At 65.4% G+C, this 14,182-nt stretch carries 13 protein-coding genes and 1 pseudogene; 4 read left to right on the top strand and 10 right to left on the bottom strand.

The features are described 5' to 3' along the window. The 10 genes from RM543_RS15490 to RM543_RS15445 all read right to left on the bottom strand — a co-directional run bounded on the left by RM543_RS15490 (position 1) and on the right by RM543_RS15445 (position 9,835). Positions 1-1,473: a complex I subunit 4 family protein gene (locus RM543_RS15490; RefSeq protein WP_311693189.1), complete on the bottom strand. Its 1,473-nt coding sequence runs from the start codon at positions 1,471-1,473 to the stop codon at positions 1-3. A 4-nt stretch (positions 1,474-1,477) separates the two neighbouring features. Continuing rightward, positions 1,478-3,403 carry an NADH-quinone oxidoreductase subunit 5 family protein gene (locus RM543_RS15485; protein WP_311693188.1) on the bottom strand — a complete coding sequence of 642 codons (1,926 nt, stop codon included), beginning with the start codon at positions 3,401-3,403 and terminating at the stop codon, positions 1,478-1,480. Further along, positions 3,400-3,705 (bottom strand): NADH-quinone oxidoreductase subunit NuoK, encoded by a 306-nt coding sequence (nuoK, locus tag RM543_RS15480; protein ID WP_108892422.1) that lies wholly within the window; start codon positions 3,703-3,705, stop codon positions 3,400-3,402. The genes RM543_RS15485 and nuoK overlap by 4 nt, the downstream gene beginning before the upstream one ends. Beyond that, complete coding sequence (locus RM543_RS15475; protein WP_108892421.1) at positions 3,705-4,310, bottom strand: NADH-quinone oxidoreductase subunit J family protein; 606 nt, start codon at positions 4,308-4,310, stop codon at positions 3,705-3,707. Before RM543_RS15475 ends, nuoK begins: the two co-directional genes overlap by 1 nt. Beyond that, a complete protein-coding gene (locus tag RM543_RS15470) occupies positions 4,307-5,167 on the bottom strand; it encodes a complex I subunit 1 family protein (protein WP_311693185.1) in 861 nt (286 codons plus the stop codon). The genes RM543_RS15475 and RM543_RS15470 overlap by 4 nt, the downstream gene beginning before the upstream one ends. Then, positions 5,164-6,075, bottom strand: a complete 912-nt coding sequence (locus RM543_RS15465) for a hypothetical protein (RefSeq protein ID WP_108892419.1) — start codon at positions 6,073-6,075, stop codon at positions 5,164-5,166. The genes RM543_RS15470 and RM543_RS15465 overlap by 4 nt, the downstream gene beginning before the upstream one ends. Then, positions 6,066-6,401, bottom strand: coding sequence for an NADH-quinone oxidoreductase subunit A (locus RM543_RS15460; protein ID WP_091846743.1), 336 nt, complete (start codon positions 6,399-6,401; stop codon positions 6,066-6,068). Before RM543_RS15460 ends, RM543_RS15465 begins: the two co-directional genes overlap by 10 nt. A gap of 277 nt (positions 6,402-6,678) precedes the next feature. Continuing rightward, the gene (locus RM543_RS15455) at positions 6,679-7,062 is read right to left on the bottom strand and encodes a DUF411 domain-containing protein (RefSeq protein WP_311693182.1); all 384 of its coding nucleotides are present in this window, start codon (positions 7,060-7,062) and stop codon (positions 6,679-6,681) included. 996 nt (positions 7,063-8,058) lie between these two features. Continuing rightward, complete coding sequence (locus tag RM543_RS15450; RefSeq protein WP_311693180.1) at positions 8,059-8,724, bottom strand: TVP38/TMEM64 family protein; 666 nt, start codon at positions 8,722-8,724, stop codon at positions 8,059-8,061. A gap of 13 nt (positions 8,725-8,737) precedes the next feature. Then, the gene (locus tag RM543_RS15445; RefSeq protein WP_311693178.1) at positions 8,738-9,835 is read right to left on the bottom strand and encodes a YncE family protein; all 1,098 of its coding nucleotides are present in this window, start codon (positions 9,833-9,835) and stop codon (positions 8,738-8,740) included. Between the two features lie 170 nt (positions 9,836-10,005). Between RM543_RS15445 and RM543_RS15440 the strand changes: the two are divergent. From RM543_RS15440 to ccmI, 4 genes and pseudogenes are all read left to right on the top strand, one after another. Then, positions 10,006-12,009 (top strand): annotated as a pseudogene (locus RM543_RS15440) (heme lyase CcmF/NrfE family subunit). Positions 12,010-12,013: 4 nt separating this feature from the next. Beyond that, entirely contained in the window at positions 12,014-12,568 is a 555-nt protein-coding gene (locus RM543_RS15435; RefSeq protein WP_091846738.1) for a DsbE family thiol:disulfide interchange protein, read from the top strand. Further along, positions 12,565-13,029 (top strand): cytochrome c-type biogenesis protein, encoded by a 465-nt coding sequence (locus RM543_RS15430; protein ID WP_091846737.1) that lies wholly within the window; start codon positions 12,565-12,567, stop codon positions 13,027-13,029. Before RM543_RS15435 ends, RM543_RS15430 begins: the two co-directional genes overlap by 4 nt. Next, positions 13,026-14,165: a c-type cytochrome biogenesis protein CcmI gene (gene ccmI, locus RM543_RS15425; RefSeq protein WP_108892414.1), complete on the top strand. Its 1,140-nt coding sequence runs from the start codon at positions 13,026-13,028 to the stop codon at positions 14,163-14,165. The genes RM543_RS15430 and ccmI overlap by 4 nt, the downstream gene beginning before the upstream one ends. The last annotated feature ends 17 nt before the right edge of the window (positions 14,166-14,182 follow it).

The raw sequence follows: 14,182 nt of genomic DNA, 5'->3' as shown, positions 1-14,182 counted from the left end.
TCAGCCCCCCGCGCCGGGGGTCGGGATCAGGGAAGCGGCGTCGATGAGAGACAACAGCCATGTGGGCCAGATACCGATCAGCACGACGAGGATCAGCACGCCCGCCAAAAGCGCCGTTTCGGTCCTGTCGAGATCGGTGAAACCCGCGCGTTCTTTCGGCAGGTCGCCGAAGAACATCTGCCGCAACATCCGGAGGAACAGCGCGGCGGTGATCAGGATACCCAGAAGACCGATGGCCGCCAGCCAGGGATAGACGCCGAAGGCACCGAGGAAGATGTGCAGCTCGGCCACGAAACCGGCCAGACCCGGCAGGCCCAGCGACGCAAAGGCCGCCAGCGTGGCCGCACCCGTCAGCCGCGGGGCGGGGCCCGCCAACCCGCCGAAATTGGGCAGGTGGTAATCCCCGGTCCGCTGCCAGACTGCGCCCGCGATCAGGAACAATGCGCCCGTGATCAGGCCGTGGGCGATCATCTCGACCACCGCGCCGGTCATGGCCAGCTGGCGTGCGGTCTCGGACCCCAGCGCGGATCCCGCCACCGCGATGCCCAGAACGGTGTAGCCCATGTGGTTGACCGAGGTGTAGGCGATGCGACGCTTCAGGTTGTCTTGGGCGAAGGCGACGATGCTGCCCCAGAGGATCGAGATTACGCCGACGATCGCCAGCGGCAGGGCCCAGCGGGCGAAGGTGTCGGGCATCATCTGCAGCGGGATGCGGATCAGCCCGTAGGTGCCCATCTTCAGCAGCACGCCCGCCAGGATGGCCGAGGCGGGCCCCGGCGCGTTGACATGGGCGGGCGGCAGCCAGGTATGGACCGGGAAAACCGGCGTCTTGATCCCGAAGCCGATGACGAAGGCGAGGAACACCAGACCGGGCACCATCCCCGCGGCGGCCAGCGGCGGGCTGTCGATCATCGCGCGCATGTCGAAGGTCAGTGTCGGCATGTTCAGCGCCAGCACGATGATCCCGATCAGGATCAGCAGCGAGCCCGCGAGCGTATAGACGAAGAATTTGAGCGCCGCATGCTGCGCGTCGCCATGGCCCCAGCGACCGATGAGGAAATACATGCCGACAAGGCTGAGATCGAAGAACACGTAAAAGACGATCAGGTCGAGCGTGACGAAGAGACCGATGGACACGCCCGCAAGGAACGCCATCCAGGCGTAGTAGGCGCGCGCATCGTGCAGCTTCAGCGGCCAGGCGGTCGCGGCGACGAAGATCAGCGCGCTCATCAGCGCCAGCGCCAGCGACATGCCGTCGACGCCCACGCGCCAGGCGATCCCGAGGGTCGGGATCCACGGCACTTCGGCCACGGCGCGAAAGCCGTCGCCGCCGCCCGCCCAGACGATCACCAGAGCCACAAGCGACAGTGCGGCGGCCCCGGTGGCGGTCCAGCGCGATGCGACCTCGCCTAAGGGGACGAAGGCTAGGACCAGGGACGCCAGCAGCGGGATAAGAATGGCAAATGTCAGCACGGGTTCAGCCTCCGAAAATTAACAGCCCCACGGCCAAGGCAAAGCCCGCCACAAGGATGGAGTAGTAGTGATGCGCAAGCCCGGTCTGAAGCCGTCGCAGGTCCGCGCCCGCCATGCCCGCGATGCGTCCGCTGCCGTTCGGGATCAGGTCGCTCAGCCGTTCGCCCAGACCGGCACCCAGTGCGGCAAGGCCGGACGTCGCGCGCACCGCGGTCCCGACAGCGCCGCGCCAGATCTGTCCGCCGGTCGACATCGCCGCCCCGGCCGCGCCCGGCGCGAGCCCGTCCAGCGTATCGTCATCGGCGCGCGACAGGCCGTCGGCAAGGAATATCGCCACGGTCGCCGCGCCGCGCGGAATCAAGTCAATAACCCGGTCATCCGCCCGCGCGGCCATGATCGCGAGAGCATGGAATGGCCGGATGAGGCCATGTTCGTAAAGCGCGGGCAGACCCAGCCATTCCATCGCCGGGGCTTCGGTATCGGACCGCGCGGCGCGTAGGCCCGCGAGGATACCGAACGCCACGGCGGCAAGCGACGCGAGAAGTCCGAGGCGGGACCCTTCGGGCAAGTCCGCACCGATCCGGGCGGCGACAACGTCGTGGACGGGCGGCCACCACAGCGCCGAAAGCGCCAGCACGGCACCGGACAGCAGGGCGAGCCCGGCCAGCTCGCCCCGTTTGACCGTGCTATCCCGATCTTCGCCCGGCCCGAAGGCGGCGATGGCGAAGCGGGTGGCGTAGGCGGCGCTTAACCCGCCTGCGACGATGATCGCCGCGGCCCAGATCGGCCCTGCATGTTCCAGCGCCTTGACCACTTCTTCCTTGCTCCAGCCACCGGACAGAGGCGGCACGGCTGCCAGCGACAGGGCGGCGATGACCGTGAGGGCCGTGGTGACGGGCAGGGCGCGCGCCAGACCCATCCGGCGCAGATCGAACGTGTCGGTGACGCGATGGGCAACGCCTGCGGCGCAGAACAGCGCGCCCTTGCTCGCGGCGTGGACGATCAGGTGCAGCACCGCGACACCGGGATAGCCCGCGCCGATTGTGGCGATCATCAGGCCCATCTGTGCCGAGGTCGATCCGGCCAGCAGCTTCTTGGCGTGGGTCTGGCGCAGGGCCACGACGCCGCCGAGGATCGCGGTGGCAAGTCCGATCACCATCGCCGCCGGGCCGAACCCCGGTGCCGCCGAAAGCTGGGGATGCAGGCGTGCAAGGATGTAGGCCCCCGCCGCCACCATCGTGGCCGAGTGCAGCAAGGCGGACACGGATGTCGGTCCGTCCATGGCGCGAAACAGCCACGGCGCGAAAGGCACCTGACCGGCCTTCGACACCGCCGCGAGAAGCAGCCCGTACGCGGCCAGCGACAGCGGCCAGCCGTCGAGCGTGCCGAGCGCCCCATAGCTGGCGCTGCCCGTCGCGGTGACGGTCGCCATCAGCGCGATGAAAAGACCCAGATCCCCCGCGCGGGTCAGGACGAAGGCGAAACTGGCCGACAGGCCCGGTGCTTGGCTCCGCCACTTGTGCCCGATCAGGGCCCAGGAACAGGCACCGACGATTTCCCACCCGATCAGCAGCGTCACTAGGTCGGCGGCGACGATGACCAGTTCCATGCCGCCGGTGAAGACCAGCATCAATCCGATGAGGCGGGGCAGGCCGCGACCGTCTTCGTGCGATGCGGCGTAGAGCGTGATCGGCAGCAGGATCGCGGGCACGAGAAGGGCCGCGGCATGGGCCAGCGGGGGCAGGGCGGCCTGCAGCACGAGCAACTCAGACCAGACGAAGCGTCCGGTCCGGTCGCCCGAAAACAGCGCCAGGCCGAGCGTCGCGGCGGCCGCCCCGGCCCCCAGCGTCGCCAGCCGCGCCCGCGTGCCGCCGATGGCCCAGATCGCCAGACCGGCCAGAACCGGCACGTATGCTAGCGCCCAGATCATTGCTTCAGCGTTCCGATGCTTTCGGTCATGTCGGCCTGCCGCTTGCGATAGACCGCCACGATCAGCGCGAAGCCGATCGCCATTTCCACGGCCATGACCGCCATCACGATGATCGCCAGCAGCTGGCCTTCGGGCATGCCGCCCAGGTACAGGGACCAGAAGCCGATGATCGCCAGAAGCGCACCGTTCAGCATCAGTTCCAGCCCCATCATCAGCATGACGAAGCTTTGCTGGCTGAGCGCGCCGTAAAGTCCGATGCCGATCAGCGCGGCGGCCCCGAGAAGGACGATGATCAGGGTCATCAATGGCCCTCGTGATGGTGATGGCCGTGGCCGCCGCCGCCTTCCGGCTGGCGGCCTGCGGGATCGCCGCCCTCAGTCAGTCCGGGCGGACGCGATCCTTCGTCGGCCGATCCGAAACGGCCCTGTCGCGAGGACAGGATCACCGCGCCGACCATCGTGGCCAGAAGCGTGACGCCCGCGGTCTCAAAGATCAGCATGGAGGGGCCAAGGAGTTCGTGGCCGAGCTGCGCGACGACGTCGGTGTCGGCGGCGACCGGGTTCGACGGCAGCGGCGAAAGCAGCACGGCGGCAGACAGGCCGATGAAGGCGACAATGCCGGCGCCGATGGACAGGCGGTGCTGGTGGACCATGACCATCGGATTGAGGCCCGCGGGGTTCATCATGAACATGACCATGAAGATCGCCATGACCATCATTTCGACAGCCATCATGAACACGGTCGCCACACCGATATAGGGCGCGGACAGCAGCACGCCGATTGCGCCCACCGCGACGAAGGACAGCATCAGCGCGAAGGAGGCGCGCACCATGCTGTCGACGCGGAACACCCGCCAGCCGGTCCAGACGGCAAAGGCTGTTAGCAGGGCGATCATGAGGTCGGTCATAGCGCGATCAGCCCCGAAATCAGAAGGTGGAGGAAGGACAGCGGAAGCAGCACGACCCACAGGATCGTTAGCATCCGGCTGGGGGTCGTCCGCGCCACGCGGTTGCCGATCCAGACGGTCAGCGCCATCAGCGCGCCCGTCTTCAGCCACAGCCAGACCGGTCCGGGCAGCACCGGTCCTAGCGGTCCGCCCAGAAACACCGTCGCGGCGATGGCCGAGACCGAAACCAGCATCGCCAGCCGCGCGATCTGCCAGACGGCGCGACCGGCGCCGCTGTCTTCGGCCGATGTGCCCGTCGCGATATCGGCGGCGTCGGCGTAATCCATCGGGCCGCGCAGGGTCATCGCCAGGGCAACCACCATGAACAGCGGCAGGCCCAGCGGCTGGCGGATCACGTTCCAGACCTCGCGCTGGCTGTCGACGATGGCGACCAGCGACAGGCTTTCGGCGGGCAGGGCGGCGGCGATCAGCACGAACATCGAGGGCAGCATCACCGGCAGCCCGATGGCGGCATAGCGATAGGCCCCGATCAGCGGAAAGGGCGCGTTGGGCGACCAGCCGTGCAGGAAGACGGTGACGACGATCAGGGCTTCGCAACTGCCCCAGATCACGATGCCCACCGGGCTGTCGATCAGCGCCAGATCCGGCGCGAAGGGGACGACGGCGATGCCGATGGCGGCCAGCGCCAGATACCAGGCGGGGGCCAGATCGCGGTTCAGGCGGTCGGGAGCCTCGGTCTCGACCCGCTGGCGAGTGAAGAGCGCGAGGAGCGGCAGATAGGCACGGTCGAGGGCGACGGCGAACAGCGTCCCGCCGAGCAAGGTCGCAAGGACCGCGAGGGTCAGAAGCGCCGTCATGCAGCCTCCACGCCGCGCGCGGCACGGATGAGTGCCGATGGGGGCAGGGACGCGAGGATCAGCATGGCCTCGGCCCATTCGGCACCGTGCAACAGCGCGGGCAGATCGGGGGGCGCGACCGACACCGTGTCGCCCGCCAGCCAGGCGATCAGTCGGTCGCGTGCGGAGGTGCCGTCGATCCTGCCGATCCGTTTCGGCACCGCGCCCCGCAGCCACAGCGCGCGGGCGGATTGCCCGTGCATCACGCGGTGGGCGGCGCGGTCCAGACCCAGCAGCCGCAGCATCCGCGCCGCGCAGAGATCGGGCGCATCGGCATCTGCCGCCTGGGCGAGGGGTGGTGCTTGCACGTCAAGGTCGCAGATCACGTCCCCTTGCAGCGTCACCTGAAGCACCAGCCCCGGCGGCAGCATCGGCAGGAACGGACCGAACCGCGCCGTGTACCGGTCGAGTCGCAGCCCGTCGCGAATGTCCGTGCCGGTCATGGCCATGGGCCGCCCGTAGGGCGTGCCGCCCATCATCCCCTTGCCGCCCTGACCGTGGGGGCCGATGCCCTTCCACGCGTTCGGCGGCTCGTCCGGCAGATGATCGTCTTCGTCCCGTTCGCCCGCGCAAATATCGCGCCATGCCGTTTCGATCCGCGCCGCGATGGCATCTGGGGCATCCGCCTGCCACCGCAGCGTGGCCCGCGGATGGGGAAGCTGGTCGTGCACATGGGACAGCGCCTCTGCCGTGTCGCCCGGCAGATCGCCGGCGACCAGCAGGATCGCCGCATCGCGCGGGGTCGCGGCCCGGCGCAGGCCGGGCCGGGCAAGCAGACGCTCGGTTTCGGCCTGCCGACCGGGGCCGATGGCGGCGAAGACGGGCGCGGGCGACCGCGCCGCCCAACGGGCAAGACGAGTCATTGCCATCGGAAGATCCCTTCGCGCCAACCATAAAGGATGCCCACAGACAGGATCGCCAGGAACATGCCCATCTCGGCCAGCGCCTTGATCCCTTCGGAGACGAAGACCACAGCCCATGGATACATGAACATCATCTCCATTTCGAAGGCGACGAACAGAAGGGCCATGGAATAGGGGCGGAAGTGATAGCGTTGCCAGGCATGGGTGTCGGGCGTCCCCCCGCCCAGAAAAGGCATCGCCTGCGGCGCGGTGCTGTCCGCGACGGGTTGCATCGCGCGCGCCAACAGCACCGCGAGGGCCGTCCATCCGAGTATCACGATGACCGTCTGCATGTCGCGGCATACCCTGTCGATTTACCCGTCAAACCTGCGGGCGTGCGAAAGTTCCCGCTAAAGCTTGGAAAACGCTGGAAAAAGGTTCCATCGCTGGAAGGTTTGGTCGCGCGATCCGGGCCAGGCGGCCTGACCGGTCCGGTCAAGCCGACCCGCAGGATCGCCGCGGATCGGGGGCGGCCCCGCGTGCGCAGGTGGTCAACGGTAAGCCCGAAGCGCCAAGTGTGCGGCGCGGGACACCGCGAAACGGCGTCCTTCAGGGATCGCGGCTACCAGATCAGTTCCCGTCCGTGGGATACGACGTCACCACCTGACCGATATCGCCATCCCGCAGAAGGACCACATCGAACACGGTATCGGGCGTCATCTGACCCATGCCCGGTGATCCCATGGGCATGCCCGGGACGGCGACACCGCTTGCATCCGGGTAATTGGCCAGCACGTGCCTGATGTCTTCGGCAGGAACATGGCCTTCGATCACGAAGTCGCCGATCATCGCGGTATGGCAGGCCACGGCGTCCTCGGGAACACCGACGGACGCCTTGTGTGCGCGCATCGCGTCGTATTCAAGCTCCCGGATCGTGATGTCGAATCCGGCGTCCTGCATGTGATCCGCCCAGGCTGTGCAGCATCCGCAATTGGGATCCTTGAATACCGTCATGGCCGTTTCGGCGGTGGCGGTCGTGGCCGCGAGAATGCTGAAGGATGCGATGAGAAGGGCTTTTTTCCATGGATTGCGTCTTTCGTTCAGTGGATTTGAGATCGAGTGGGCGGTTGCGGGTGTGTCGGACTGGATCCGGGGAAGAACCGGGCGGAGCAGAGAGGGCCGCCGTTGCCATCGACGGCATCGAACACATCGCGGATCGCGGCGGTGACCATACGACTCTCGTGCCAATTGGTCATGGAAGGGCAAATGGGCCTTCCAGCACTGGAAGCTCAAATGCCCATCGTGTCACGGTTTCGAGAGATGCAAAGTGTCGCTTACAGCGACATGGTTTCGCGATATGAAATCAGCACGATACCGATCGGGCACAGCAAAGCCGCAAACCCCAGTCCGGCGCGCCGCCAAGGAAGCCATCCGCGACGCTGCGCAAGTCGCAGCGCTCCCGCCATTATGATCATCACCCCCAGAGCCATATGATAAAGCCATTTGGCGTGAGCGTTGCTGCCGATCTGTTCATGGACGATGAACGTGGCTCCCAGAATTATGTAGCCAATGGGCCAGACCAGGGTTGCACGGCCCCCTCGAGGCCCCGCTTTCCATTCGCCCGCGCCCGTGGCGGCAATCAATGTCGCGAACGCAAAGTGATGAAGCTGTTGCGGCTAGCGCAGAGCCCAGTGCAGCATCAGAAGGGCATCGTCGACGCCGGCTTGAAAGACGATGTAAAGTGCAAGCGTCGCCCCCGCCGCCAAAAGAAGGAGCGGGATGCCGATCCCGGGAACCGCCGCGTCGCGCCGCTGCGCCTGCTAAACGACGAGCGCCGCGATGGGAAACGAGAACGCGCCGATCAGCCAGTGACCGATGGAAATGAGCAGAGACATCGTGTCGGGATCGTGGGGCACGGGTGAACCTGTGAATTGACAAAGCTGTTCTTGGTATGCGGACGGATACTTATTCGCCGAACAAAATATCGCCACGCGCGACAGGCCGGCAGCCTTAGCCCCGTCTGCGCCGGAGAACTGCCCAGATCAGGGGAAGGCCCGTCACCAGCCCAAGGGCCGCGATGACCCAGGTCATCGGATCGCCGCCGCTCATCGCCGCCGTGCCCAGATGCGACAGGACGAAACTGGCGGGCACGATCCCGGCCAGGGTCGCGACGGCGAAGCGCCAGAAATGGATCGCGCTGAGGCCCGCGGCATAGCTGACGATATCGAACGAAACGAAGGGCATGAGACGGCTGAGAAAGACCGCCAGCGTCAATGCGTTTTGCGACCCGACAAGGCCGCGTTCGACGCCGTCGCCAAGCCAGCGCCGGATCGTTTCCCGGCCGAGGAAGCGGGCCAGTGCAAACGCGATCAGGGCACCGGTTTCGGCCCCCGCAACGACCAGCATGGTGCCGTAGACGTGACCGTATGCGGCACCCGCCGCCATGGCGATCGGCGCGCTGGGGATCGGCGACGCGACGACCGCCACGATCATCGCCAAGACAATCACGGCAGGGCCCCAAGCTCCGGCGCGGGCGACCAACCTTTCGATATTCTCGCGTTCGGCGAAGCTGCGGAGGTCTGCGATCACGGGGGCGTCCCAAAAGACGGCCACCGCGATGGCCGCCAGGGCGAGCGCCAAAAAGGCCCCGAAACGAAGAGTCCTGGCAGATGTCATGCGGTATGCATCGTCAGATCGACGGCGCGACAACGATCTGATGGGCGATGCCGTTCGTTTGCGTTGTCGATATTGTTTCCAACGTATTTGGGTCCAGCAGACGCACGCTCGCGTCTGCGTTGCTGCTGACCATCAGTCCATCACCTGTCAAGGCCATGTGGTAGGGACCATCCATCCGGACCGCGTCGCGGGCACCCGTCGCCCGGTCGATCCTGACGACCCGATCCTGGCCAAGCGCATTAACGTAGATCGCGGATCTGTCGGCCTGAACGCCATGAAGCTCTCCGCCGATCTGGTATCTTTCGACGATTTCGCCGCTATCCGCGTCGATCAGGCTGACGAAACCGGCATCGGCTTCCGCCGCGACCAGAAGCCGTTCATCGGAAAGCAGCCGGAGATGTTTCGGTCCGGTCTCCAAGGGGATGTTCCGGGCGACGAAACCCTTGGCTGGATCGATCTCGCTGATCGTCGCGTTTCCGGCGTTGGACACGAAGAACCGACCGGTCTTCGGGTCGGCGACCGCGTATTCCGGGTTCGGACCGGTCGCGATCGGTCCCGCCGCAACGCCTTTCGCAATGTCGATGATCGAAACGCCGCCCAGGGACGGGTGGGTGACCAGCGCGTAGGTCTCGGACGGATCGACGGCTACATGATGAACGATGCCCGCCACCGTCACCTTGCGGACCGGTTCGTGGGTGTCGGTATCGAGGATCGTGACGATGCTGGTGTCGCCGGAGCCTGTGGCGGACTCAGCCGCCCCGTGATGCGCGTCGTGTTCGGCATCGGTCATCTTTTCATCGTCGCCCACTGTCATTTCCGCATTTTCGCCACCAACGGACACGGTCCCCATTCCGATCGAATGAGATGATTGCAACACCGGTAAACCGGTTCCGCTCGGAGCCTCTGACAAGCTGCCTGCGATCAGAAGTTGCGCGTCGGGGGCCACCGCAAGGCCGTGAACGTTTTCGACCCCATCGATGCGCGCGACGACCGTTCCATCATCGGCAAGGTGCAGGATCGAATCCGCGTTTCCCTCAGGGATGAAGATATCTGCGGACGCGACACCGGCGGTCAGGGCTGTCGTGGCGGTCATAAGAAGCAGATTTCGCATGGAAGTTCCTTTTCATATGTCTGGTCAGAGACGTGGTGCTTCCAGCGTCGGAAGCTCAAGGATCGGAACGGTCACAGACTTGTCATTCTGTTCGGGGACTTCGTGCCGACAGGCCGACTTGACCTTCCCGCAAAGGAACCTGTCAGGCACCCTCGGAAAGAGGAGAGACCATGATTCCCGAACTAGGACATTTTGCGCTGATCCTTGCTTTGATGGCGGCCGTGGTGCAGTCGATTCTTCCGGTTCTGGGCGCCGCGCGGAACAACGCGCTGTGGATGCAAAGCGCCGTAACCACATCCGTGGTGCAGGTGGCTCTGGTAGGCCTAGCTTTCGCGGCGCTCATGCGGTCTTTCGTCGTCAGCGACTTTACCGTCCGGAACGTTGTGGAGAACTCGCATTCCCTGAAGCCGATGCTTTTCAAGGTCGCGGGAACTTGGGGCAGTCACGAAGGATCACTGGTGCTCTGGGTTCTGATCCTTGCCGTCTTCGGGGCAGGGGTCGCGACGCTGGGGCGTAACGTACCCGACAGTCTGAAAGCCCGGACTCTGAGCGTTCAGGCCTGGATCAGCGTCGGATTTCTGACATTTCTTCTGTTCACCTCGAACCCGTTCGAACGCGTCTTTCCGCCGCCGATGGACGGCCAGGACCTGAATCCGCTACTTCAGGATGTCGGGCTCGCCCTGCATCCGCCGCTTCTCTACATCGGCTATGTCGGATTTTCGATCGTCTTCAGTTTCGCGGTCGCCGCGCTGATCGAAGGGCGCGTCGACCCGGCATGGGCACGTTGGGTCCGACCCTGGACGCTGGCGGCGTGGACCAGCCTGACCGCCGGCATCGCGCTTGGCTCCTAGTGGGCCTATTACGAGCTTGGCTGGGGCGGTTGGTGGTTCTGGGATCCGGTCGAGAATGTAAGTTTTATGCCGTGGCTTCTGGGCACGGCCCTGCTGCACTCCGCGATCGTGACCGAGAAGCGGGATGCTTTCAAAAGCTGGACGATCCTGCTGGCGATCCTGACATTCTCGCTGTCGCTGCTGGGCACCTTCATCGTCCGATCCGGACTACTGACCAGCGTGCACGCCTTCGCGGTGGACCCTGAGCGCGGGCTCTATATCCTTGGCCTGCTCGGCATCACCGTGGTCGGATCGCTGACCCTCTATGCCGCGCGCGCACCGAAACTCGAGGGCGGAGGGCTGTTCGCCCCGATCAGCCGCGAAGGCGGGCTTCTAGTGAACAACCTGCTTTTGGCGACCGCGACGGCCGTTGTTCTTTTCGGCACGCTCTATCCGCTGTTCGTCGAGGCAATCGCGGACGAGAAGATTTCGGTCGGGCCGCCTTTCTTCAACGCAAGCTTCATTCCGATCATGCTGCCGCTGGTCGCAATCATGGCGGTCGGACCCCTTCTGTCGTGGAAGCGTGCCGACTTGCCCGGCGTGCTGTCGCGGTTGAAATGGGTTGCCGGTCTGACGGCACTGGCGGCTTTGGGGGCGTGGTACGTTGATACCAACGGCCCCGCTCTCGCTGTTCTGGCGATAGCGGCGGCCGTGTGGCTTCTGTCTGCCACGCTCCGCGAATGGGCTCTTCGGATAAAGCTGGGCGCAGTGCCTCTGATCGACAGCTGGCGGCGCGCAAGGGGACTGCCCCGCGCCGCGCATGGCATGACGCTGGCCCATGCCGGATTGGCAGTCTGCATCATTGGCTTCACCGGCTCCAGCGCCTGGAAGGAAGAGGTCATCAAGTTCGGCGAACCCGGCACGGAAGTCGCCATTGCGGGCTTCGATATCCGCTTTGAGGGGGTCGAGCGTCTGCGGGGGCCTAACTACATCTCCGACACCGGCACGCTGATAGTCACGCGCGGCGGTGAACCTGTCACGGTTCTGCGCCCCGAGCGGCGAAGCTATCCGGTCGCGAATTCGCAAACGACCGAAGCGGCCATCCGTTCGACGGTCGCGGGTGATCTATATGCGTCGATCAGCGCCCCGTCGGATGAGAAATCGCTTGCGGCCGGAAAATGGACCTTGCGCATCCTCTACGAACCGCTTGTCGGGTTCATCTGGCTCGGGACCGTAATGTTGGTCGTGGGCGGTATCCTGTCCCTGTCGGACCGCCGCCTGCGGGTCGGTGCGCCGCGACGTACGGTCGCGACGCCGCCGGTCGGCGCCACTCCGGCGGAATGATCGGATGGCCCGTTTTCTGATCGCATTGCCTGTCGTGGTCGCCTTGGTCATCGGCGCGGCTTTTTTCTGGGGGCTCGACCCCGACCGCGACCCCGGTGCCGTTCCAACGGTGCTGCTGTCCCAGCCCGCCCCGGAATTCGACTTGCCGCCGGTCGAGGGCGCGGGTGTTCCCGGTCTTTCCAGGGCCGATCTGTCGAACTTGGAAAGACCGGCACTCGTCAACGTGTTCGCATCCTGGTGCGTGCCTTGCCGGGCCGAACACGCGGTCCTGACGCGGCTGGTTCAGGAAGAAGGGGTCCCCCTCATGGGTCTGAACTACAAGGACAAGCCCGAGGATGCGGCCCAATGGCTGCGCGATCTTGGCAACCCCTACGACCGTATCGGGTCGGACCTGTCGGGACGGGCCGGGATCGAATGGGGCGTTTCCGGCGTCCCGGAAACGTTTGTGATCGATACGGCGGGCACTGTCGTTTATCGTCATGTCGGTCCGATCGTGGCGGCTGACGATCTGGCCAGGGTCAGGTCCGCGTTGGCAGCGGCAGCCGGAGCGGCATCATGAGGCATCTGATCTGCGCCGTCCTGTTTGCGGTCGTCGCCACCGTCGCGGCCGCTGTCGAACCCGACGAGATACTCGACGACCCCGCGCTTGAGGCGCGAGCGCGCGGTCTTTCGGCCGAGTTGCGTTGCGTCGTGTGCCAGAACGAATCCATCGACAGCTCGAATGCGGGTGTCGCGCGGGACCTGAGGCTTCTGGTGCGTGAACGGCTTGTCGCCGGAGACACGGATCAGGAGGTTCTGGATTACATCGTCGCCCGTTACGGCGATTTCGTTCTTTTCCGCCCTCCCTGGAAACCGACCACCTATGCATTGTGGCTGGCGCCGGCGGTTATCTTCCTGGGGGGAGCGATCGGCGTGACCGTGGCACTGCGCGGGCGGCGACAGCGGACTGGCGATGCCTTGTCCGAAGAAGAAACCGTGGAACTGGATGCTTTCCTGTCGCGTCAGGGGGACGGGCAATGATCTGGGTCTTCCTGATACTTCTCGCGATCCTCGCCGGAGCCGCTGTCGCGTTTCCGTCGCTGCGCGGGCCGAGCAACGACGTCAGTCGCGAAAAAAGCGCGATGGCGATTCTGACCGACCAGCTTGCCGAGGTGAGTCGGGATCGCGAACGTGAATTGATCTCGGACACCGAGGCGCAATCTGCCGAGGTGGAGATCAAGCGCCGGATGCTTGCCCTGTCGCGCAGCCCGGACCGCGGCCCGTCAACAACAGGTTCGGGGCGGGCGGCTGTCTTGGCCGCGGCGATAGCGATACCGCTTTTCGGTGCCGCGCTTTACGCGGTTACCGGGACGCCACAGGTGCCAAGCCTGACACTCGCGGATCGTGTAGCCGAACGCGCGGATGCCGCCGAGATCGCGGAACTTTCCGAACGGTTGCTCGAACGACTGGAAAGCGATCCGGATGGCGGCCCGACCGAAGGTTGGTTGCTTCTGGCGGGCGTCTACTCGCGGCTGGGCCAGCCCGACCAGGCCGCGCAGGCCTACGTGCGTGTGCTTGACCGACCGGATGCGACGTCTGCCACCTTCTCTCTTTACGCCGAAGCCCTGATCGGAGCCGAGGGCGGCATCGTCACCCCGGCGGCGGAAACGGCAATCGACCGAGCGGCGGCTCTCGATCCGAGCAATCCGGCCGCGACCTACTACAAGACAGTGGCGCTGGAACAGTCGGGTGCCCGGCAGGAGGCGCGCGATCTGTTGCTGAGCCGGCTGAATGCGGCGAACGGCTTCCAGCCGTGGATGGAAAGCTTCGTGGTGCGGGCGAATTATCTGGGTGACTTAGTCGGTGCCGAACCGATCTCGCTGACCGACTACGCGCCACTGATGCGCGGCCCGAGCCAGGATGACATCGCCGCCGTCTCCGAACTGAACGAAGAGGACCAAGGAGCCTTCATCCGGTCGATGGTCGACGGTCTGGCGGCGCGTCTGGAAGAGAACCCGGACGACCTTGACGGCTGGCTGAGGTTGGGGCGGGCCTATGACGTTCTCGGCGAGCTGGAGGAATCGATCTTGGCGTATGAGAGCGCGCAGAAATTAATAGAGAACCTTTCCCCCGACGACCCTCGGCGGATCGTCATTCGTGAAGCTCTCGGAAACTGAAACTCGAATCGATGAAT

The sequence above is a fragment of the Tropicimonas omnivorans genome, assembly GCF_031846565.1.
GTDB classification, from domain to species: domain Bacteria; phylum Pseudomonadota; class Alphaproteobacteria; order Rhodobacterales; family Rhodobacteraceae; genus Tropicimonas_B; species Tropicimonas_B omnivorans.
This window is presented reverse-complemented; position numbering and strand designations above follow the sequence as displayed.

What these genes read in the sequence shown, in the direction of transcription:
- RM543_RS15445 (WP_311693178.1), bottom strand. Translation starts at nt 9,835, where the DNA reads ATGCGAAATCTGCTTCTTATGACCGCCACGACAGCCCTGACCGCCGGT.
- RM543_RS15475 (WP_108892421.1), bottom strand. Translation starts at nt 4,310, where the DNA reads ATGACCGACCTCATGATCGCCCTGCTAACAGCCTTTGCCGTCTGGACC.
- RM543_RS15455 (WP_311693182.1), bottom strand. Translation starts at nt 7,062, where the DNA reads ATGACGGTATTCAAGGATCCCAATTGCGGATGCTGCACAGCCTGGGCG.
- RM543_RS15460 (WP_091846743.1), bottom strand. Translation starts at nt 6,401, where the DNA reads ATGCAGACGGTCATCGTGATACTCGGATGGACGGCCCTCGCGGTGCTG.
- ccmI (WP_108892414.1), top strand. Translation starts at nt 13,026, where the DNA reads ATGATCTGGGTCTTCCTGATACTTCTCGCGATCCTCGCCGGAGCCGCT.
- RM543_RS15450 (WP_311693180.1), bottom strand. Translation starts at nt 8,724, where the DNA reads ATGACATCTGCCAGGACTCTTCGTTTCGGGGCCTTTTTGGCGCTCGCC.
- RM543_RS15435 (WP_091846738.1), top strand. Translation starts at nt 12,014, where the DNA reads ATGGCCCGTTTTCTGATCGCATTGCCTGTCGTGGTCGCCTTGGTCATC.
- RM543_RS15430 (WP_091846737.1), top strand. Translation starts at nt 12,565, where the DNA reads ATGAGGCATCTGATCTGCGCCGTCCTGTTTGCGGTCGTCGCCACCGTC.
- RM543_RS15485 (WP_311693188.1), bottom strand. Translation starts at nt 3,403, where the DNA reads ATGATCTGGGCGCTAGCATACGTGCCGGTTCTGGCCGGTCTGGCGATC.
- RM543_RS15470 (WP_311693185.1), bottom strand. Translation starts at nt 5,167, where the DNA reads ATGACGGCGCTTCTGACCCTCGCGGTCCTTGCGACCTTGCTCGGCGGG.
- nuoK (WP_108892422.1), bottom strand. Translation starts at nt 3,705, where the DNA reads ATGACCCTGATCATCGTCCTTCTCGGGGCCGCCGCGCTGATCGGCATC.
- RM543_RS15465 (WP_108892419.1), bottom strand. Translation starts at nt 6,075, where the DNA reads ATGGCAATGACTCGTCTTGCCCGTTGGGCGGCGCGGTCGCCCGCGCCC.